The organism is Streptomyces sp. NPDC051104, assembly GCF_040682835.1.
GTDB lineage: Bacteria > Actinomycetota > Actinomycetes > Streptomycetales > Streptomycetaceae > Streptomyces > Streptomyces cynarae.
The window spans coordinates 122,970-139,885 of sequence record NZ_JBFBBS010000010.1 but is presented as its reverse complement, the minus strand read 5'-3'; the positions used below and the strand labels follow the sequence as shown (position 1 = coordinate 139,885).

The window sequence follows — 16,916 nt, the reverse complement described above, 5'->3', positions numbered from 1 at the left end:
AGCGGGGGCCGTCAGCCGGCTGATTCTGCCTCTCGGGGGCGGCCCGACTGGAGGGTCAAATCGGGCACCAAATGGGCGGGCAATCGGGGGCGATGGCCGAGGTCTTTTGCGAGGTCATCGACGTGGACGCCGGGGGGTGTTTTCTGGCGTCCGCCGATGCGGAATTTCATCTGGTCACGGACCGTGATTCCGGCACGCTCCAGCAATTCGATCATGTCCTTCCGGTCGAAGCTGCCGGGCACTCCCCGGTCGTGCATTTCGGCGAATAGGTCATCGACCGGGACACCCTTCCCTTTCGCGTCTCTGCGTCCGGCCGCTCCAGCCGCCGCGAGTTCTTCCACCCATTTCCGGATGGATTCCCGCTGGACCGGCCAGGGGTCCTCTTCCGGCTCCTCTTCTGCATGCTCCTCCCCCGCAACCGTTTCTTGATCGTCTGGGGTCTCCCCCGGCGTTCCTTGATCGTCTTCGGGTTCGGCGGGCTGGGGCGCGGCGACGAGGGCGGCCACGAACCAGCCGACGACGAGGACACTCACGATGACCGTCCGGTACGGGCGGAGCACGGCCAGGACGGCCCCGCCGACGGCGACGAGGCCGCCGACTGTGACAAGGCCGACCAGGAGCAGCATCGCCGCCTGCTCCATGCGGTCGGACCCCGTCTTCGCCGCCGCGACAGCTTTCGGCGGGGCCTTCTTCACGCGGGCCGGCTGCCTGCCCGGCTCGGCGTCGGCGGGCTCGCCCTGCTCCTGGCCCTCGCCGCCGTCGGCCTTCTCCACGGTGGCGGCCTTGCCGGTCGGGGTAGGAGCGGCGGCCTCCGCCCCGCCGCTCGCCTTCGCGGCCGACCGTGCCGCGCTCATGAGGCCGCGCAGCATCAGCCGCAGCAGGACGCCCGATCCGGCGAACAGGTCCCGCACGAGCCGCTTGGGCTGCAGGACCTCCATGACCTGGCCGACGGCGCTCATCCGAGCTTCGCGATCTGCGCGATGCCCATGCGGACGACGTTCACGAAGATGCCCCAGACGCCGCCTGCCGTGCCGTAGGCGACGGCGGCGGCGATGCCGATGACGGCCGGGTAGACCTTCTTCTTCCAGCTCGGGCCGAAGGCGAGCAGGGTGAGGAAGAGGGCGATGCCGCCCTGGCCGGGATCGCCGAGGCCGCTGCCGTTGCCGAACAGAGACGGGGCGACTCCCCCGACGCCGTTCGCCATGTCGGCCCAGACCCCGCCGGCCGCCACCCAGATCGTGCCGGTGACGATCCCCCACCATGCGGCCTGCTTCTTGTTCTGGATCTTGACGAAGTCGGAGCCGCGCACGCCGAAGACCAGGGCGGTTCCGGAGCCGAGCGCGAGTCCCGACACGGTGATCGTGCCGAGGATGGCGCCGCCGCTCATGGCGGGGACGGCGCCCGGGGCAGCAAGGATCAGGGACACGTCGGGCCTTTCAGACGACGGGGCCGGGCGCGTACAGCGCGGTGGCCAAGAGGGCGGAGGCGAGGGGAATCCGGACGACCCAGCGCCCGAGCCAGTGCCAGGTGCGAGTGCGCCGGTCGACCAGCCAGTACAGGCCGCCGCACATGCCGCCCGCGGTGAGCAGGAGGCTGATGGCGTTGGGGCCGAAGCCCCACTGGGTGCCGTAGTGGTTGAGGTAGGCGACCGGGACCGGGGCGAGGCGGCGGCCGATCTCGGCAGCCCCGGCGATGATGACCGCTCGGGAGACCGGCGGGACGGGCAGGATGCGCCGCACGGCGGGGAAGCGGGTGACCCACCAGGCGCCGTATCCGGCGGCTGCCGAACTGACGAGCTGGAAGATGCCCACCGCGCCGTGCTCGGCGGCGGGCAGGAATTCCTCGAGCATCGGGACCAGTCCGACGCCGTAGCCGACGCCAGCGGCAGACAGGTTGAACGCGATGATCCGCATGCCGCGGTCGTCGGACGCCGCGGTGAACCGGGAGCGCACCGCCGATCGCTTGGTGCCCGCCGGAACCTTCTGCACGGGGCCGCCTGGAGCGGGCGACGGCACAGCCGGTGACCGCCTCGTGCGCCTCTTCCGACTCCTCTTGGCCGACGTTCCTGCCGGGGTGTCTTCGTCGTCGTCCGGGTTGTCGTCGTCCTCGTCGGCGCTCTCGCCCTCGGCGTCCTCGGGCTCGTCCCCGGGCGCGGAGTCGTCCGGCTCGACCAGCACCTGGGGACCGTCGTCTTGCAGCTCGTCCAGGGCGGGCCGCTCGGTGTTCCACCAGTCCGGCACGCGGGGCTGGCTCGGGGGCACGGACGGCGGCGAAGTCGGTGCCGGGGTGGTCGGGTCGCCGCTGTCGCTCGGGTCGGAGTGTCCGACCGGGCGGGCGCCGAGGCCAGCCATGACCCGGCGCACCCAGCGCTCGTTCGCGTCGGGCGGCGTCACGACGTCACCCCCAGCCAGGGGAGCAGCATCCGGGTGACCAGGAAGTAGGCGGCGCCGGTGGCGGCACCGCACCCAAGGGCGGTCAGCGCGGCGGTCCAGCAGCTGCGGTACCTGCGGGGGTTGACGAAGAGGCAGCCGAGGATGGTGAGGATCAGCACGTCGATGTTGTCGAGCACGGTCAGTCTCCGAGGTAAGGGGGCAGCACGCGGGCAGCGGTGTCGGCGAGCTGCGCGGCACGGTTCGTGCGGAGCTTCTTGCGGTCGGCAGCGCGCAGGACGTCGCAAATGTCGACGGCCGGGACCAGGCGCAGGCCCTGGAACTGCAGCCGCTCGCCGCTGCGCATCGGGCCGTCCACGACGGCGAGGGCCTCGGGGCGGACGCCGAGGAGCGTTTCCACGGCCTGGGCGCCGCGCTTGACGCCACCAAGCCAGTCGGTGATGTCCTGCAGCTGACTGCCAGGACGGCCGCGGTAGAGCCGACCGCCCCGGATGGACAGGCGACGGCTGGCGTCCAGGCTCTTGGGGTCGAGGACGTACACCCAGCCGCGCGGGCTGATGGCGAGCAGGTCGATGTTCGTGCGCTTGCCGGGGATGCTGCGGTCCGGCAGGAACACCCAGCCCTCGCGGACGAGGTCCTGCAGGAGCTCGAAGACGCGCCGCTCCCCCTCGGCGCCGCGCTCCCACTTCTGGGCGTTGGCCTCCGCCTGGGTGCGGATGCCGAGTGCGGTCGCCAGGCGGACGAGCGGGGTGCGTAACTGCCGCGCCCGGGCGGCGGCCGAGGCACCGGCGCCTGTGATCTGGCGGCCGGGGCCGCGGCAGCGCCACCACCAGTAGGTGGCGACCGCAGCCCCGAGCAGCAAGACGGTGCGCATCAGGCCGTCTTCCTTCGCTTCTTCAGCTCTCGGTCACGGGTGCGGCGCACCGTGTTCTGCAGGTCCGGCCGGTCGCCGTGGACTTGGCGGACGTCATCCGTCATGGTCTTCAGCTCGGCCTCGTCCAGCGGAGCGTCGACGGCCCACGCAGGGTTCTTGTCGAGCAGGTCGCGGACCGTCGCGGCGATGGACTGGCCGATGGGGTGCGCTGCCCCGCTCGGCGGCGGGGGCGGCGTCTGCTGGCCGGTGGGCGCGCCCGCGCCCACCGGCGGGACGGGCGGCACCGGGACGGCCGGGGGCACCGGCGCCGACGGTGCGGACGGCTGTCCGGACACCGTCTTGGACAGCGACGGGCCCTGTCCGGACGGCGGCGGCACCGGCGGCGTGGGCGGCTCAGGCGGCGTCTGGACAGTCTGTCCGGACGCCTCGGGCGCCTGTCCGGACACGTCCGGCGCGGCGATCTGCGGCGCCTGGGCCTGCGTCAGGATCGCCTCGGCGGCCCGGAACTCCGGAGACTGCACGGCCCGCATCGCGTTGGACCGCCGGTTCAGCCGGGCAAGCCGCATGCCGAGCAGGAACCGCCCGGCGATCTCCTGCTCCTGCTGGTCGACCCAGTCCGCGACTCCCGGGGCGAGATTCACGCGGTCCAGGCCCATCACCAGGAACCACAGCCCCTTGGCGAGCAGGTCGAGGCACGAGCCGACGACGCCGGCGGGCAGCTGGTGCAGCTGGTCCCCGTACGTGATGACCGACCCCATGCTGATGATGAGGGCCACCCACCCGCCGACCCGGGCATGCTGCGCCCGTGCGGCGCTGACCCGCTCAAGATGTTCAATCCCGAGGCAGGCCAGCCACGAGGACGTGAAGACGACACCGACCGCGTACGCGACGGCCGGGTGCAGCATCCGGGACAGCAGCCCGCCGATACTGGCCGTCGTCCCCACAGCGGCCAGGAGCGTGACGACGATCGCCACGCCGGTGACCCCGCGCCGAATGACCTCGTCCCAGTCGCGCGGCGGGAGGGCCACGTACGTGGTGTACGGCACGCGCCGGGTGGAGGCGCGGCCGTCGATGACGGTCGTCTCCTCGCGCTCCCGTGTGACCTTCTTGTAGCGCACGCCCGGCTGCCGGGGCTGCGGCGTCTCGGGTGTCTGGGACATAGCTGTGCCCTTCGGGCTCGTGGATCGTCAGGAGGCCCGGCCGCCGTCCCGAGGGGGAAGTGCGACGGCGGCCGGGCCGGTCTCAGGGGTTGACGCCAGGGGCGGGAGGCTCGAACGGGCCCCGCTTGCTGCGGCGGCCCCGTTCCTTGCTGGCCGCCACCTCGGCGGGCGTGCGCCGCCTGTCGCGGTCGGAGATCGCCTGTACGGCCGCCGTCTGCTCGTCAGCGCGCCGCCTCCCGGCGGCCTGCTTCTTCTGGCGCAGCTCCTGGGCCAGGGCGCGGTCATCGCCCGGACGCAGGGATCGCAGGAAGTCACGGGCGCCCATCAGCGGCCACCTCCTACGAGGGCCAGGACGAGACCGCCCTGCCACCAGCCGCCGCAGCTCCCGCAGACGAGCTGCCCGTTCTCCTCCTTCATGGGCTGTCCGCAGCAGGTCACCGGGCACCCCCTGGGTTCCGAGCGGACGTGTTGTTGCCGTCGATACGGGCGTTGTCCTGGCCCATACGTGCCGCCCCGCTCTCCCGCTGCTGACGGCCGGCGGCATACGCCTCGCGCGCCTTCTGCTGCTCGGACTGGGCGCTCACCGGGCACCCGCCTTCGGCTCCCGCCGCGGGGCCGGAATCGTCGGGATGACGCGCCGGTTGTCGTCCGCCGCCCAGTCGTAGCCGAGCCTCTGCGCGGCCTGCGCGACCGTCACCGCGAACTCCACCCGGGTCACGCCCGCGGGGACCTCGCCGACCGTCCGCAGCGCCATCCGGGAGACGTTCACACCGCCGCCGTGGCAGCTACGGCCGGCCTGCTCGTAGGCCTTCGCGCCGACCAGGACGGCGAAGTCGATGCCGTCAATCGCCTTGTCCGGCTCGTCCGTTGCGAGCGCCCCGGCGACCTTCGCGAGGACCTCAGCGGCCTTGGACTCGTGTTCACCGGAGACGTCCCGGTTCACAGGCGGGCACGCCTCAGTAATCTTTGCCATGCGTCAGCTCCATCTGACGTGGCCCCCGGTCGGCGTTTCCTAGGCCCCGACCGGGGGCCGACTTGTAGCCGCAACATCGTGTTGCTTGCCCGACTGTATGGGACTCCCATACAGTCGGGCAAGCGGCCACGTCGAAAAGGAACCGGATGGCCGACGAACAGGCGGGTGTGGACGAGGAGGCGCAGAGAGTGTTCGACGCTCTGGACGACCTCATGGCCATGGAAGACGAGGGCGCCCGCGCCCGCGCGATCAGCGCCGTCCTGCGCAGACAGCAGGACCTGATCAAGAGGCTGAGCGGCGTCCGTCGGGACTACGTGCTCAAGCAGCGGGCCGCAAAGGTGTCGGTGCGGAAGCTGGCGGCCGAACTGGAAGTCTCCCCCTCCACCATCCAGGACATCGAGCGTGGCTACTCCGGGTCCGGCAAGACCCGGCCACGAAAGGAGAAGGATGACGCCACAGGAAGCGGAGGCGACGCAGACGCCTGAACGCACAGCGGTCTACCGGCTGTTCGATGAGGACGAAGCGCTGCTGTACGTCGGCGTCGCACAAGACCCGCGGGTGCGCTTCAGACAGCACCGGCGCGAAAAGCCTTGGTGGCCACAGGTCGCCGTGCGCGAGGTGGAGTGGCACGACAGCCGCGAGCAGGCATTGAAGGCGGAGGCGGACACCATCGCGCGAGAGCTACCCCGCCACAACGACGTCGGAGTGCCCTGGCCCCATCATCGCCTCGGTGAGGCTCCGGCGAGGGTCGTGAACTTCAGCACCTTCAAGGCCTGCCTCCGCCTACTGGTGGACGAGGTGGCAGACACGGGGGCGCCACTGGCCATCACCCACCAGGGAGCGCCGAGAGTGATCGTCGTGCCGTACTTCGACAGGCTCCAGGCAGAGCCCGAGAAATGAGCCAGGCGGGGCAGGGCGGCTGCTCTGTGCGTTCACCGCGTACAGCGCCCCCGCCTCCCCGCTCTTGGATTCGGGGGCGCTGTGGCGGTGGGGGCGGCCGGGCACTACGGGGGGAGGTAGGTGCCCGGCCGCCGGGGGGTCGCAGGACCGTAGCAGCGTCAGTTGTTGTGCCGCTCGCGCTGGAGGCGCTTCGTCAGGTTCGTCCCGTTGATTTCCAGTTCGGACATGTGCGGGATGGTCGCCCCCTTTCGGCGGATCCGGATGCAGTCGAGGGCGACGAGTGCGAGCGCGACCGTCAGTGCGGTGCGGGCGCCGTACTGGTGGTGGACCAGGACGGCGAGGACCGCGGCGACGAAGACGAGGGCGGGAGTGGGAGGCCTTCCCTCTACTCCCAGGTTTCGCCAGTGCTGTGCTTCCATGTGCACTGTCCTTTCTTTTTGCGAGTCAGGGCGTTCGCGGGGGTCGCCTGCCGGGGCGGCCCCCGCTTTTTGGTGCGTGTGATCCGCTGTGTGGGGCGGTGTCGGGGTCCGGTGTATCTGAGCGGTCTGATTACCGTCAACGGCGATCTTGTTACACTGCGTAACAGGCCAGGCGCCGACGAGTGCGGATGCGTCCGTTCGTGGGGTCTCTCCGCGCCGATGTAGACGCTAGGCGATGAAATCCGGCCCTGGCGCCGTCAGGGTTTTTGATCAGCCATCCGCGGCGATCTTGATGCTCGATCCGCGCGGATGATGCTGCGATACACGCAGGTCAGAGCCACTATAGGGATTCCTGTAGAGCTTGTGTGATCACACAAAACCCGAGCCAGGAGCGGCAGTTGAAGGGTGGCGAAAAGTCGTCCTACTCGGATGATCTGTCGCAGCGGAGGTTGAGTGGTTTTCATCGAAGGTTGAGTGCCGAGTTGTTCTGGCCCGGTCAGTCGTGACGAGCGAGCTTGATTGCGGAAAGCAGCAGGATCACGGCCAGCAGGGGGATGAGGACCGCATCCGGGAACACGCCGAGCAGCAAGCCGCCTAGCAGCGATCCGACAATCGAGCCCGCAACCATGGTCACGGTGAAGCGGAGATTCGCGCCGAGGACAGCGAAGCTGCCGTCGCGGCTGTAGCGGGCGAAGGCGACGAGCATGGTGGGCAGCGAAATGAGCAGGGAGAGGCTGCCCGCGGTTTTGATGTCCTGTCCGAACAGCAACACGATCGTCGGGATCAGCAGCTCGCCCCCGGCCACACCCATGATCGCCGCGACGACGCCGATGCCGAAGCCGGCCACGACACCGCAGGGCACCTGGGCCCACAGCGGCAGCGCGAGCGTGCCCAGGGGGGTGGTGTGCGTGACGACCAAGGCGGCAGCCATGAGCACCATCAAGGCCGCCAACACCTTGTAGAGGGTGGCGCTGCGCATGCGTACTGCCCAGGACGCTCCGGCCCAAGCCCCGAGCAGGCTGCCGGCCAGCAGATTGACCGCGACCGGCCAGTGGGCAGCGACCTCGCTGGCCGGGACTGCCGCCAACCGAGCGGGCAGCGCGGCTACGACCACGACCAGGCTCATCGCCTTGTTCAGGATGACCGCCGAGAGCGCGGCGAACCCGAAGAGGCTGATGAGCAACGGCAGGCGAAACTCGGCACCGCCCAGCCCGATCATCCCGCCCAGCAGGCCGATGGCCGCTCCCGCGCCGAACACCACGGGTGCCGCGTGTGCGGGGCGGAGAGGAACAACGTTCTGGTCGGCGGTCACGGCGGGCATCCTCGCAGGTGGTCATCCGCCCCCGCTACAGCGTGATCTCACGTTCAGGTGAAGGCACCTGCTGCCTGCTCAGAGCTCGTCCAGACCTCCGAACGCGGGCACCATGTCCGCCCCGCCGATCAGCCTGCTCAACCTTCGCTGAGAACGCTCAACCTTCGCTGCGAGAGGTCATCGGATCGATACCGATACCCGACCGGCCCGGGACTTAGAATCGAACGCATGACCGACCCACCATCTCGTCTTGAGCTGCTGCAGTTCGCGCGGCGCGTGGTGGTGCAGCAGGCGACGAGGGCGCTGGCGCAGATCGACGGTTGGATCGCTGAGGAGCAGAGACGGGAGGAGGCGCGGCGGCGTGCCGAAGAGATGCGGCCCCCTCCGCCTGAGTGGCTGGTCCAGTACGGGCTGAACCGGCAGAACCTCGATGCGGTGCATGTGGGTGGCTGCTGGGTCGCGGCGAAGAGCGGCCGGTGTCGTCCGGCGACGCGGGCGCAAGTGTTGGATGCGCTGCGTCAGCAGGTGCCGGCATGCACACACTGCCGTCCGGACACAGCACTCGGGTTCCTGGAGTAGGAAGGAGGCGGCTGTCCAGATGCGTGTCCGGACAGCCGGGATGATCCTGTGGACATGTCTGGGCAGCGTTCCGTGGTGGTGCGCGGGCCGTCGGCTACGGGCGGCCGTGCGGTGACGGTGGACGCGGTGATCCTGGGTGTCGCGTACAGCGTGGGGGACGTCGAGGAGTTCTTGAGGCGGGCCGGGTTGGAGGACGTCGACGCGGCGACGTCGGACCTGATCGAGTGGCGTGACGGCGGCCCGGACGTGTGGGTGCCCCAGGAGTGACTGGACTGCTGGGTCAGCCCGAAGCGGGTGTTGAGCCCTCACCGAACCGAGGTGCGTCGTCGGGTGCCATGTCGTCGCGGAGCCGGGTGAACCGCACTGGGTGCCGCCACGCCCCGCGGTCTCGCACTGTGTCGGCGTCGATCTCGGCCACGAGGCGGGGGGCGACGAGGGTGACGTCGAGGGGCTCACGCGAGCCCCAGGACGCGGTGAACCGCATCCCCGCCCAAGGGTGGCCGCCTCCGCCTGAGACGAGGTGCTGCGCGAGCTGTTGAGCGGCGGCGGGGCGCAGTGGTGTGCTGCGGCCGACGGGCTGGAGGGTGCCCTCGTCGTCGTAGCGGCCCAGGACGAGGGATTGCGGGCGGCGCAGCGTCCCGGTGATGCCGCCGATGATGGCCTCGGTGGTGTGGCGTCGGCGGATCTTGTACCAGCCCCGGACGCCAGGAGCGTAGTTTTGCTGGAGGCCCTTGATCACGAGTCCTTCGACGCCTGGAACCTGCGTCCAGGAGGTCAGCCACTCCTGGGCGGTAGCGACGTCGGTGGTCATCGGGCACAGCGTCCAGGGGGCTGTGAGGCTGTACGTGGTGAACAGCGACTCCAGTTGTGCGCGCCGGTCCGTGTACGGGACGCGCAAGAGTTCCTGGCCGTCGTTCTGCAGGACGTCGAACGCGATGAAGTGCGCCGGCAGCACCTGGGCCAGCCGCTTGGCGGTGGCGCCGCTGGAGGCTGCCCGGCGCTGGAGCGCCTCGAAGGACAGCTGCTCCCCTGCCCACACGACGATTTCGCCGTCCAGGACCAGACCGGCGGGGAGATCTGCGGCAGCCCGGACCAGCTCGGGGAATCGGCCCTGCACCAGACTGCCCCGGCGTAGCTGCAGCAGAACCGGGCCGGGTTCCGCGGTCGGGGTGTAGAGGATCGCGCGGTAACCATCAAACTTGATCTCGTAGGCGAGCCCGCCGGGGAGCGCGCCGGGGCCCGGGAGCGTATCCCGGGCCTGGGCGAGCATCGGTTCCACCGGAGGGCGCAGCACCATGCTGCCGTGCGTCCGCGAGGGCTGGGTCAGCCGCCGGGGTGCGCAGGTGCCTTGAGCTTCCAGCCGCTGCCGCTACAGGCTTCGTGCAGGGGCGGGAAACGGTGCCCCTTCACGTCGGTGCTGTACTCGTGCCCCTGGCCGCAGTCGCATTCGTAGATGCCTGAGACGGGAACGGTCTCGCCGGGGCGGTGCACCTGGTCTTCGTCGGTCATGCCTTCTGTCTATGGCCGGGGAGGCTCAGGCGCGAGCTGTGCGGTGCTTGCGGGTGACCGTTGGGCGGGTGGCGCGGCCTCTGCCAGCGCCTGGTCGGTTGGCCCGTCGGGGGGCGTGGTGTCGGCGATTGCGGGGCCGGGGAAGAGAAGTTCCTCCAGTGCGGCTGTGGCGAACAGGAACGCCACCATCAGGACCGGTATGAGCAGGGCAAGCAGGAACACAGCACCTCCCGGGTCAGGTCGGTGTGGCGCCTGGTCGGGCCGTTCTCAGGATGAGCCCGAATGGCGGACTGCGCATGTCGTCCGGGTGACGCGGTGGGGGTTTTCCACAGGCCTTCTCGCGGCTGATGGCCGGGCCGTACGGTGCTGCTCCAGACCACGAGCACGGGGGTGTGCGATGCCGTATCGGGTGGATCTCGCGTTCCAGGTTGAGGAGGCTCTGGCCGAGCTTCCCGACGATGGCCGCCGGGAAGTCATGGAGACGATCGCCGCGGTGTTGGTGCGGCGGGACGTGTGGCCGGCGACCGGGAGTTGGGAGGGCGCCCTGTGGTTCGGGGCGCGCTCGTGGGTCCAGTTCGTTGCCTACTTGGACGGTATCGAGGTCGTGAACGTGGGCTGGGCGGGCTGAGGGCGCCGGGGCCGCGGCCGACGCGTGGCGTGGATTCGCGCGAGGCGACCGAGCCAGCGTTCCGTAGCCGCTACTGTGGCGGCTCGTCTGATCTCCGTTTCGCCGAGGAGCAGCCCCGATGCACAGCGCCCCTTTCCGTCTCGTCGTCACGGGCGGCGGGACCGGTGGACACACGTATCCCGCGCTGACCGCGGTTCGCACGCTGCAGGCCCGGCTCGCCGCCGAAGGCCGGGCGCTCGAGACACTGTGGATCGGAACGGCTGACGGCCTGGAGGCGCGCGTCGCCCCGGCCGAGGGCATCGCCTTCACCACGGTGGCGACCGGCAAGATCCGCCGCTCCAAGAACCCGCTCAAGATGGCGTCGCCGGCGAACGTCAGGGACATGGCCCGGGTGCCGCTCGGCGTGCTCCAGGCGCGCCGGACGATCGACCAGTTCCAGCCGGATGTGGTGCTGGCGACCGGCGGCTATGTGGCTGTCCCGGCCGGGCTGGCGGCGCGGATGTGCCATCGGCCGCTCGTGCTTCATGAGCAGACGGTGCGCCTGGGGCTGGCGAACCGGAAGCTGGCTGCCTCGGCGGCGCGGATCTGCGTGTCGTCGGAGTCGACCCTTGAGCTGCTGTCGGAGTCGGCGCGCTCGGTGGCGGTGGTGACGGGCAACCCGGTGCGTCCCGAGGTTCTGTCCGGACAGGCGGACAGGGCTGTCCAGGCGCTGCAGCTGTGGGGCTTCGACCGGCAGCTGCCGACCGTGTACGTGACCGGCGGGGCGCAGGGCTCGCAGCAGATCAACGGGCTGGTCGGCGAGGTGCTGCCGTGGCTGCTGCAGTACGCGAACGTCATCCACCAGTGCGGCCCGGCCAACGAGTCGGGGCTGCGGGCGCGGGCGGCCGGGCTTCCGGCCGAGTTGGCGGCCCGCTACCACCTGACGGGGTTCGTCAGTGGCGAGCTGCCCGACGTCCTGGCCCTGGCCGATGTCGTGGTGTCGCGGAGCGGGGCGGGGACGCTGGCGGAGCTGACCGCGCTGGGCAAGCCGGCCGTGTTCGTGCCGTTGGCGTCGTCGGCGGGGAACGAGCAGGTGCACAACGCCCGGCATCTGCAGGAGGCCGGGGCGGCAGTGGCGCTCACCGGTGAGGTGACGGCGGCCCGGCTGCAGGAAGCAGTGAGCCCGCTCCTGGCCGATGCCCAGGTGCGGTGGGGCATGGCGGAGCGGGCCCGTGCGTATGGCCGTCCGGACGCGGCGGATAGGCTCGTGGACGAGGTCCTGTCCGCCGCGGCGGGTCAGCCGGTCACTGGTCAGGCTGGCCGACGTGGAGAGCCGTCCCTGCCTCGATGAGGACGGCGCAGTCGTTGAACGCCGCCTGGTCCTTGCCCATGGGGTCGGGGACGTCGCGGTCGTTCAGGTACAGGCGGAGCTTGGGCTGAACGTCATCGTCGGCGATCTCGTGAAGGACGTCGAGCACGGAGGCGTCCATCGCCAGGACGGTGTCGGCCCAGTCGAGCATCTCCCGGGTGAGCTGCGTGGCGCGGTGGCCGGTGAGGTCGAGACCGAGCCGTCGGGCAGCCTCGATCATCTGCTCGTTGGCGGGCTCGCCTTCCCACTTGCCGATCAGCCCGGCTGAGCGGACTTCGAGTTCACCAGCACCGCGCCGGGCGAGGGCGAGCGCGGCGAACGGCGACCGGCAGTAGTTGCCGAGGCAGACGGTCAGGACCTTGCGCACGATGCGGCTCCCACGGTCTTTAGGGCCTGGCCGAGGGCGGTGACGACCTGGTCGACGTCCGCCTCGCTGAGGTGCTGATGGAACGGCAGCGTCAGGACCTCGGCGCCGACTTGCTCGGTGGCGGGCAAGTCGCGACGCCACTGGGCGAACGCGGGCTGCAGATGGTTGGGCGGGTAGTGGACGCCGACGCCGATGCCGCGGGCCTTCATCTGCGCGTGCACCTCGTCCCGGTTGGGGATGAGGACCTGGCACAGGTGCGGTACGGAGTGGTCGGGGTCGACGTCGACCAGGGTCACGCCGTCCAGGTCTGCGAGGGCTCGCCGGTACGTGCGCCACAGGGTGCGGCGGGTCGTCTCGGCCTGCTCGAAGTGGTCGAGCTGAGCGAGGCCGATGGCGGCGTTGATGCCGGACATCTGGTAGCGAAGCCCGAAGCCCTCCACGGTGTAGCTGGTGGTCTGGGCGCGTTCGGCCTGGGACTGGACGACGCCGAGCATACGGATCCGGCGGAGCGTGGCGGCCTCAACGTGGCCGCGCGGGATGACGACGCCGCCCTGGCCGCAGGTGAGGTTCTTAATCGGGCCGAACGAGAAACAGGTGAGGTCTCCGGTGGCGCCGACGCGGCGGGTGCCGTTGCGGGAGCCGAAGGCGTGCGCGGCGTCCTCCACGATGGCGATTTCGCGGGCGGCCAGCTCCTTGCGGATGCGGGAGAAGTCGATGGCCCGCCCGCCGAACAGGACCGGCATGATCGCGCGCGTGCGGTCGGTGACGGCGTCCATGACGAGCTGGTCGGTGACGCACAGCGTGGCCGGGTCGATGTCCACGAACCGGGGTGTGGCGCCGGTGGTAAGGATCGCCTGGATGGTCGCGCAGAACGTCATGGACGGCACGATCACTTCGTGGCCGGGGCCGACTTCGGCGGCGAGCAGTGCCGTGTGCAGGGCCGCGGTGCCGGACATGACGGCCACGGCGTCCCGGACGCCCAGGAACTCGGCGATGCGCCGCTCGAACTCCTCGGTGACGTCGGTGTGCCCGTACTGGCCGGTCTCCAGCACGCGGGCGACTGCGGCGGCCTCCTCGCCGTACAGGAACGGCGTGTTGTTGCGTCCGGCGCCCGGTTTCACGGTGGTGGTCATGACGGCTCCGTGGTCGGTCGGATGATCGGTCGGACCAGCGCGCTCGCCGTCGTCAGAGCCGAGGATGCGTCCGCAACCGTTGGCCCGGCAGCGACGAGCAGGCCGATCTTGTGGCCGGACTGGTCATGCGGTCGTACGAGGTCGCCCGGCTTGGCGAACAGCTCGATATCGGTGATCCCGGGGAGGTTGCGGGCTTCGGCGACGCCTTCCCAGGCGACGAGTTCGCCTTCGGCGGCGAGCGGTGAGCCGATCAGCTCCAGCGCCGCGTGCGCACCGCGCGTCGGCGCCAGGTGGTCGGCGAACGGCTCGCCGAGCGCGAGCGCGATGAGCGCACGCACGACGTCCACGCCGTACGCGGCGGCGAGCAGTCGCGGGACGCCGTCACCACCGAGGCGTGCGTTGGCCTCGATGACGCGCTCCTGGCCGTCCGTGCCGAGGACGGCGTCGAAGTTCGCCGGCCCGTTGTCGATGCCGAGGGCACGGCACAGCCGTTCGACGGTGGCCTCGAGTTGATCCTGTGTCGCCGAGGGCAGCTGTGCAGTGCTCAGCCGCCTGACGACGAAGCTCCCGTCGACGAACGCCTTGTCCTTGATACAGGTCATCAGCGCTTTGCCGTCGTGCATGAAGACCTCGATGGCCAAGGGGCGGCCTTCAAGGAATTCCTCAGCGATCACGGTCTGAGAGGCGGAGTAGGAGCGGGCGTAGGCGACGGCGGCGGGCAGGTCGTCGGGGCCGGTGATGCGGCTGACGCCCTTGCTACCCGAACCGTCCACAGGCTTGATCACGAGTGGGAAGCGCATCCCTGCCGCTTCAGTGACGACCTGGTCAGGGTTGTCGGATACGGTCCATCCGTACGTGGTGACGCCGCAGGATGCGGCGATCGCGTGGAAGGCAGCCTTGTCGCCGGCCGCGAGTGCACTCTCGGGATACACGTAGGCGGTGCCGTAGTGCAGGCACAGGGCGTGCCAGCTGGCCAGCGCGGCGTCGCTTGCGCCGCAGACGATCCCGGCGGGGTGCACGTCGCCCAGCGCGTCGGCGATGGCGTCGGTGTGCCGGGTGGAGATCTTCAGGGTCGCGTCAGCGAACGGAAGCGCGGGAGCGTCCGGCCGCATGTCCACGGCGATGGTCGGGATTCCGCGACGCCGCGCCTCCTGGTAGAGCGGGATCTGCTCCTCCGACGCGCCCAGCACAATCAGTGCGTCCTGCGGCCAGTGCTCAGACATGCTGTCGGGCCTGACAGTGGTCTTCATGCTGTGGCTCCCCTCGGGGCGACGATCTCCAGCTCGGTGACGTCGCCGACGCGCAACGTCTCCAGGAAGTTCGTGAGGAACATGCCGGTGCGGTAGGTGAGCTGATCGTGGTCGACCGGCCGACCGAACAGGCCGTTGACCATCTGGCCGACCAGGTCCGCGCCGGCGGCCTCGGTCAGCGCGAACCCTCCGGCGATGCGGCCGTTCAGCTCGGTGATCGTGACTCGGCCGTCGTCTGTGATGAACCCCTGGACGCAACTGAGGCCCTGCGCGCGGACGGCCCGCAGCGTGTCCACGACGAGGTCGTGCACGGCTTGGTCCTCGAACGTCGTGGAGACGGCGACGCATCCGGCCCTCACCAGGTCGCGGCGGCGCAGGATCACCGAGGCGCGGCCTTCGCGGTCCACGAGGCAGTCGGCCGTGAACTCGGTGCCGTGAATGCGTTCCTGCACGATCGCGCCGGGGACCAGTTCGCACAGCACGCGGGCCTGCCGCCGGGACGTCGGCATGTGCACGCCCTGGGCGCCGTGGCCGACTCGCGGCTTGACGACCAGCTCGATGTCGGCGGGCACCAGGTCGAGGTCTTCGGGGTCCCAGGTGCGCGGGGTCGGGATGCCGTGCTCGGTCAGGGTGTCGTGGAAGCGGGCCTTGTCGATGCAGTTGTGCACCGATTCGGCGTCCGGCAGCCACAGGCGTACGCCGTCGGCTTCGAGGCGGGCCCGCAGGTCGAGCAGCGGCGGCAGGTCGTTCTCGATGCCGGCCACGATCGCATCGACGGCCAAGGCTCGGCACAGCTCGGTGATGGCCTCCGGGTAGTCGGGGTCGTCGGCGCGCGGGATGACGTACGGCGAGACGTCGTCCAGGAAGAAGCCGGGGGCGAGCGGGTTGGCGTCGACGGCGACAACCCGGTGGCCGAGCCGCAGCAGGCTGCGGGCGAGGCCGAAGCCCGGGTTGGCGCCGACGCCGGTGACGAGAATCCGGCGCGGGGTCTGGTCAGGCATGCTGGCGTTCCTTCTCGGAGATGGGCTCGGTGCGCGGGGAGGGCACGGCCGGCAGAGGGCTGCGGGAGAGCGGCGCCCACCGGTCGGGGTTGCGGCGGTACCAGTCCGCGGTCTCCTCCAGCCCGGCCTTGAAGTCGCGGGCGGGCCGGTAGCCGAGGGCGGCGAGCTTCGACCAGTCCATGGCGTAGCGCAGGTCGTTGGACAGCCGGTCCGGGATGTACGTGACCCGGTCCCAGTCGGCGCCGCAGATCCGCAGCAGCTCCCCGGTCAGGTCCTTGCTGGACAGGTCGGTGCCGCCGCCGATGTTGTAGACCTGGCCGGGCACGCCCTGGCGCAGGACGAGTTCGACGCCCGCGCAGTTGTCCTCGACGTGGAGCCAGTTGCGGACGTGCTGGCCCCGGTCGTGGAGGGTGACCTGCTCGCCGCGCAGCAGGCGCGTCACGAACAGCGGGATGATCTTTTCCGGGTGCTGGTTCGGCCCGTAGTTGTTCGAGGAGCGGGTGACGCAGACCGGGACGCCGTACGTCTGCCAGTAGCTCAGCGCGATCAGGTCGCTGGCGGCTTTCGACGCGGCGTAGGGGACGGTGGGGCGGAGCGGGTAGTCCTCGGTGGCTGCGCCTTCCAGGAGCGGCCCGTACACCTCGTCCGTGGAGACGTGGATGAACTTCTCGATGCCGTGCCGCATGGCCGCGTCCGCGAGGTTCTGGGTGCCGTGGACGTTCGTGGTCAGGAACATCGTGGTGGTGGTGAACGAGCGGTCGACGTGGGACTCGGCGGCGAAGTGGACGACGGCCGTGTGCTCGCCGACCAATGCGTCGACCAGTTCGGCGTCGAAGATGTCGCCGTGGACGAACTGCAGCTTGGGGCTGAGGAACGCCGATCCGAGATTCGCGACGTGGCCGGCATAGGTCAGTGCGTCGAGGACGGTGACCTGTTCGATGTCGTCGGCGTCCAGGATGCGCCGAACGAAGTGTGAGCCGATGAAACCGGCGCCGCCGGTAACCAACAGCTTCATGTCTTGCCTCCGGTGAGAATGACCGGTCGACGGCATGGGTGTGCCGCAGTTGGGGGTG

At 70.3% G+C, this 16,916-nt stretch carries 24 protein-coding genes; 6 read left to right on the top strand and 18 right to left on the bottom strand.

All coding sequences use genetic code 11. From position 1 onward, the window contains the following. Nucleotides 1–11: 11 nt before the first annotated feature. The 9 genes from AB0N14_RS17680 to AB0N14_RS17640 form a co-directional block, all read right to left on the bottom strand. Nucleotides 12–959, bottom strand: coding sequence for a hypothetical protein (locus tag AB0N14_RS17680; RefSeq protein ID WP_366026568.1), 948 nt, complete (start codon nt 957–959; stop codon nt 12–14). Next, a complete protein-coding gene (locus AB0N14_RS17675; protein WP_366026567.1) occupies nt 956–1,426 on the bottom strand; it encodes a hypothetical protein in 471 nt (156 codons plus the stop codon). The genes AB0N14_RS17680 and AB0N14_RS17675 overlap by 4 nt, the downstream gene beginning before the upstream one ends. Before the next feature lie 10 nt (nt 1,427–1,436). After that, complete coding sequence (locus tag AB0N14_RS17670) at nt 1,437–2,393, bottom strand: hypothetical protein (protein ID WP_366026566.1); 957 nt, start codon at nt 2,391–2,393, stop codon at nt 1,437–1,439. Continuing rightward, entirely contained in the window at nt 2,390–2,569 is a 180-nt protein-coding gene (locus AB0N14_RS17665; protein ID WP_366026565.1) for a hypothetical protein, read from the bottom strand. Before AB0N14_RS17665 ends, AB0N14_RS17670 begins: the two co-directional genes overlap by 4 nt. 2 nt (nt 2,570–2,571) lie before the next feature. Next, nucleotides 2,572–3,264, bottom strand: coding sequence for a nuclease-related domain-containing protein (locus AB0N14_RS17660; protein ID WP_366026564.1), 693 nt, complete (start codon nt 3,262–3,264; stop codon nt 2,572–2,574). Next, the gene (locus AB0N14_RS17655; protein WP_366026563.1) at nt 3,264–4,424 is read right to left on the bottom strand and encodes a hypothetical protein; all 1,161 of its coding nucleotides are present in this window, start codon (nt 4,422–4,424) and stop codon (nt 3,264–3,266) included. Before AB0N14_RS17655 ends, AB0N14_RS17660 begins: the two co-directional genes overlap by 1 nt. 82 nt (nt 4,425–4,506) lie before the next feature. Continuing rightward, on the bottom strand, nt 4,507–4,749 hold the full coding sequence (locus AB0N14_RS17650) for a hypothetical protein (RefSeq protein ID WP_366026562.1): 243 nt from the start codon (nt 4,747–4,749) through the stop codon (nt 4,507–4,509). Between the two features lie 109 nt (nt 4,750–4,858). Beyond that, on the bottom strand, nt 4,859–5,008 hold the full coding sequence (locus tag AB0N14_RS17645) for a hypothetical protein (RefSeq protein ID WP_366026561.1): 150 nt from the start codon (nt 5,006–5,008) through the stop codon (nt 4,859–4,861). Continuing rightward, complete coding sequence (locus AB0N14_RS17640; RefSeq protein ID WP_366026560.1) at nt 5,005–5,397, bottom strand: hypothetical protein; 393 nt, start codon at nt 5,395–5,397, stop codon at nt 5,005–5,007. The genes AB0N14_RS17645 and AB0N14_RS17640 overlap by 4 nt, the downstream gene beginning before the upstream one ends. A 146-nt stretch (nt 5,398–5,543) precedes the next feature. Between AB0N14_RS17640 and AB0N14_RS17635 the strand changes: the two genes are divergently transcribed. Both AB0N14_RS17635 and AB0N14_RS17630 read left to right on the top strand, forming a co-directional pair. After that, nucleotides 5,544–5,882 (top strand): hypothetical protein, encoded by a 339-nt coding sequence (locus AB0N14_RS17635; protein ID WP_366026559.1) that lies wholly within the window; start codon nt 5,544–5,546, stop codon nt 5,880–5,882. Further along, nucleotides 5,845–6,297: a type II toxin-antitoxin system prevent-host-death family antitoxin gene (locus AB0N14_RS17630; RefSeq protein WP_366026558.1), complete on the top strand. Its 453-nt coding sequence runs from the start codon at nt 5,845–5,847 to the stop codon at nt 6,295–6,297. Before AB0N14_RS17635 ends, AB0N14_RS17630 begins: the two co-directional genes overlap by 38 nt. Before the next feature lie 158 nt (nt 6,298–6,455). Here the strand turns inward: AB0N14_RS17630 and AB0N14_RS17625 are convergent, their stop codons facing one another. Further along, entirely contained in the window at nt 6,456–6,716 is a 261-nt protein-coding gene (locus tag AB0N14_RS17625; protein ID WP_366026557.1) for a hypothetical protein, read from the bottom strand. A gap of 496 nt (nt 6,717–7,212) precedes the next feature. Continuing rightward, the gene (locus AB0N14_RS17620; protein ID WP_366026556.1) at nt 7,213–8,028 is read right to left on the bottom strand and encodes a sulfite exporter TauE/SafE family protein; all 816 of its coding nucleotides are present in this window, start codon (nt 8,026–8,028) and stop codon (nt 7,213–7,215) included. Nucleotides 8,029–8,256: 228 nt separating this feature from the next. Between AB0N14_RS17620 and AB0N14_RS17615 the strand changes: the two genes are divergently transcribed. Together AB0N14_RS17615 and AB0N14_RS17610 are read left to right on the top strand one after the other, a co-directional pair. Further along, entirely contained in the window at nt 8,257–8,607 is a 351-nt protein-coding gene (locus tag AB0N14_RS17615) for a DUF6233 domain-containing protein (RefSeq protein WP_366026555.1), read from the top strand. A 54-nt stretch (nt 8,608–8,661) separates the two neighbouring features. Further along, nucleotides 8,662–8,874 carry a hypothetical protein gene (locus AB0N14_RS17610; RefSeq protein WP_366026554.1) on the top strand — a complete coding sequence of 71 codons (213 nt, stop codon included), beginning with the start codon at nt 8,662–8,664 and terminating at the stop codon, nt 8,872–8,874. A 13-nt stretch (nt 8,875–8,887) separates the two neighbouring features. On the opposite strand, the gene AB0N14_RS17605 is transcribed toward AB0N14_RS17610, so the two are convergent. Further along, complete coding sequence (locus tag AB0N14_RS17605) at nt 8,888–9,904, bottom strand: ATP-dependent DNA ligase (protein ID WP_366026553.1); 1,017 nt, start codon at nt 9,902–9,904, stop codon at nt 8,888–8,890. Between the two features lie 26 nt (nt 9,905–9,930). Continuing rightward, nucleotides 9,931–10,116 (bottom strand): hypothetical protein, encoded by a 186-nt coding sequence (locus tag AB0N14_RS17600; protein WP_366026552.1) that lies wholly within the window; start codon nt 10,114–10,116, stop codon nt 9,931–9,933. A 409-nt stretch (nt 10,117–10,525) separates the two neighbouring features. Between AB0N14_RS17600 and AB0N14_RS17595 the strand changes: the two genes are divergently transcribed. Beyond that, nucleotides 10,526–10,744, top strand: coding sequence for a hypothetical protein (locus AB0N14_RS17595; RefSeq protein ID WP_366026551.1), 219 nt, complete (start codon nt 10,526–10,528; stop codon nt 10,742–10,744). Nucleotides 10,745–10,862: 118 nt separating this feature from the next. Continuing rightward, the gene (locus AB0N14_RS17590; protein ID WP_366026550.1) at nt 10,863–12,074 is read left to right on the top strand and encodes a UDP-N-acetylglucosamine--N-acetylmuramyl-(pentapeptide) pyrophosphoryl-undecaprenol N-acetylglucosamine transferase; all 1,212 of its coding nucleotides are present in this window, start codon (nt 10,863–10,865) and stop codon (nt 12,072–12,074) included. On the opposite strand, the gene AB0N14_RS17585 is transcribed toward AB0N14_RS17590, so the two are convergent. The 5 genes from AB0N14_RS17585 to AB0N14_RS17565 are packed head-to-tail and all read right to left on the bottom strand — an operon-like array spanning nt 12,028 to nt 16,858. After that, nucleotides 12,028–12,459, bottom strand: a complete 432-nt coding sequence (locus AB0N14_RS17585) for a low molecular weight phosphotyrosine protein phosphatase (protein WP_366026549.1) — start codon at nt 12,457–12,459, stop codon at nt 12,028–12,030. The genes AB0N14_RS17590 and AB0N14_RS17585 overlap by 47 nt on opposite strands. Continuing rightward, entirely contained in the window at nt 12,444–13,592 is a 1,149-nt protein-coding gene (locus AB0N14_RS17580; protein ID WP_366026548.1) for a DegT/DnrJ/EryC1/StrS family aminotransferase, read from the bottom strand. The genes AB0N14_RS17585 and AB0N14_RS17580 overlap by 16 nt, the downstream gene beginning before the upstream one ends. Next, nucleotides 13,589–14,842: an ATP-grasp domain-containing protein gene (locus AB0N14_RS17575; protein WP_366026547.1), complete on the bottom strand. Its 1,254-nt coding sequence runs from the start codon at nt 14,840–14,842 to the stop codon at nt 13,589–13,591. Before AB0N14_RS17575 ends, AB0N14_RS17580 begins: the two co-directional genes overlap by 4 nt. After that, the gene (locus AB0N14_RS17570; RefSeq protein WP_366026545.1) at nt 14,839–15,843 is read right to left on the bottom strand and encodes an ATP-grasp domain-containing protein; all 1,005 of its coding nucleotides are present in this window, start codon (nt 15,841–15,843) and stop codon (nt 14,839–14,841) included. Before AB0N14_RS17570 ends, AB0N14_RS17575 begins: the two co-directional genes overlap by 4 nt. Next, nucleotides 15,836–16,858, bottom strand: a complete 1,023-nt coding sequence (locus AB0N14_RS17565; protein WP_366026544.1) for a dTDP-glucose 4,6-dehydratase — start codon at nt 16,856–16,858, stop codon at nt 15,836–15,838. Before AB0N14_RS17565 ends, AB0N14_RS17570 begins: the two co-directional genes overlap by 8 nt. Between the last annotated feature and the right edge of the window lie 58 nt (nt 16,859–16,916).

Bases quoted from the DNA above. Each gene is read 5' to 3' on its own strand.
- AB0N14_RS17630 (WP_366026558.1), top strand. From the start codon at position 5,845: ATGACGCCACAGGAAGCGGAGGCGACGCAGACGCCTGAACGCACAGCG.
- AB0N14_RS17650 (WP_366026562.1), bottom strand. From the start codon at position 4,749: ATGGGCGCCCGTGACTTCCTGCGATCCCTGCGTCCGGGCGATGACCGC.
- AB0N14_RS17680 (WP_366026568.1), bottom strand. From the start codon at position 959: ATGAGCGCCGTCGGCCAGGTCATGGAGGTCCTGCAGCCCAAGCGGCTC.
- AB0N14_RS17625 (WP_366026557.1), bottom strand. From the start codon at position 6,716: ATGGAAGCACAGCACTGGCGAAACCTGGGAGTAGAGGGAAGGCCTCCC.
- AB0N14_RS17575 (WP_366026547.1), bottom strand. From the start codon at position 14,842: ATGAAGACCACTGTCAGGCCCGACAGCATGTCTGAGCACTGGCCGCAG.
- AB0N14_RS17610 (WP_366026554.1), top strand. From the start codon at position 8,662: ATGTCTGGGCAGCGTTCCGTGGTGGTGCGCGGGCCGTCGGCTACGGGC.
- AB0N14_RS17635 (WP_366026559.1), top strand. From the start codon at position 5,544: ATGGCCGACGAACAGGCGGGTGTGGACGAGGAGGCGCAGAGAGTGTTC.
- AB0N14_RS17570 (WP_366026545.1), bottom strand. From the start codon at position 15,843: ATGCCTGACCAGACCCCGCGCCGGATTCTCGTCACCGGCGTCGGCGCC.
- AB0N14_RS17590 (WP_366026550.1), top strand. From the start codon at position 10,863: ATGCACAGCGCCCCTTTCCGTCTCGTCGTCACGGGCGGCGGGACCGGT.
- AB0N14_RS17605 (WP_366026553.1), bottom strand. From the start codon at position 9,904: ATGGTGCTGCGCCCTCCGGTGGAACCGATGCTCGCCCAGGCCCGGGAT.
- AB0N14_RS17660 (WP_366026564.1), bottom strand. From the start codon at position 3,264: ATGCGCACCGTCTTGCTGCTCGGGGCTGCGGTCGCCACCTACTGGTGG.
- AB0N14_RS17600 (WP_366026552.1), bottom strand. From the start codon at position 10,116: ATGACCGACGAAGACCAGGTGCACCGCCCCGGCGAGACCGTTCCCGTC.
- AB0N14_RS17580 (WP_366026548.1), bottom strand. From the start codon at position 13,592: ATGACCACCACCGTGAAACCGGGCGCCGGACGCAACAACACGCCGTTC.
- AB0N14_RS17655 (WP_366026563.1), bottom strand. From the start codon at position 4,424: ATGTCCCAGACACCCGAGACGCCGCAGCCCCGGCAGCCGGGCGTGCGC.
- AB0N14_RS17640 (WP_366026560.1), bottom strand. From the start codon at position 5,397: ATGGCAAAGATTACTGAGGCGTGCCCGCCTGTGAACCGGGACGTCTCC.
- AB0N14_RS17615 (WP_366026555.1), top strand. From the start codon at position 8,257: ATGACCGACCCACCATCTCGTCTTGAGCTGCTGCAGTTCGCGCGGCGC.
- AB0N14_RS17565 (WP_366026544.1), bottom strand. From the start codon at position 16,858: ATGAAGCTGTTGGTTACCGGCGGCGCCGGTTTCATCGGCTCACACTTC.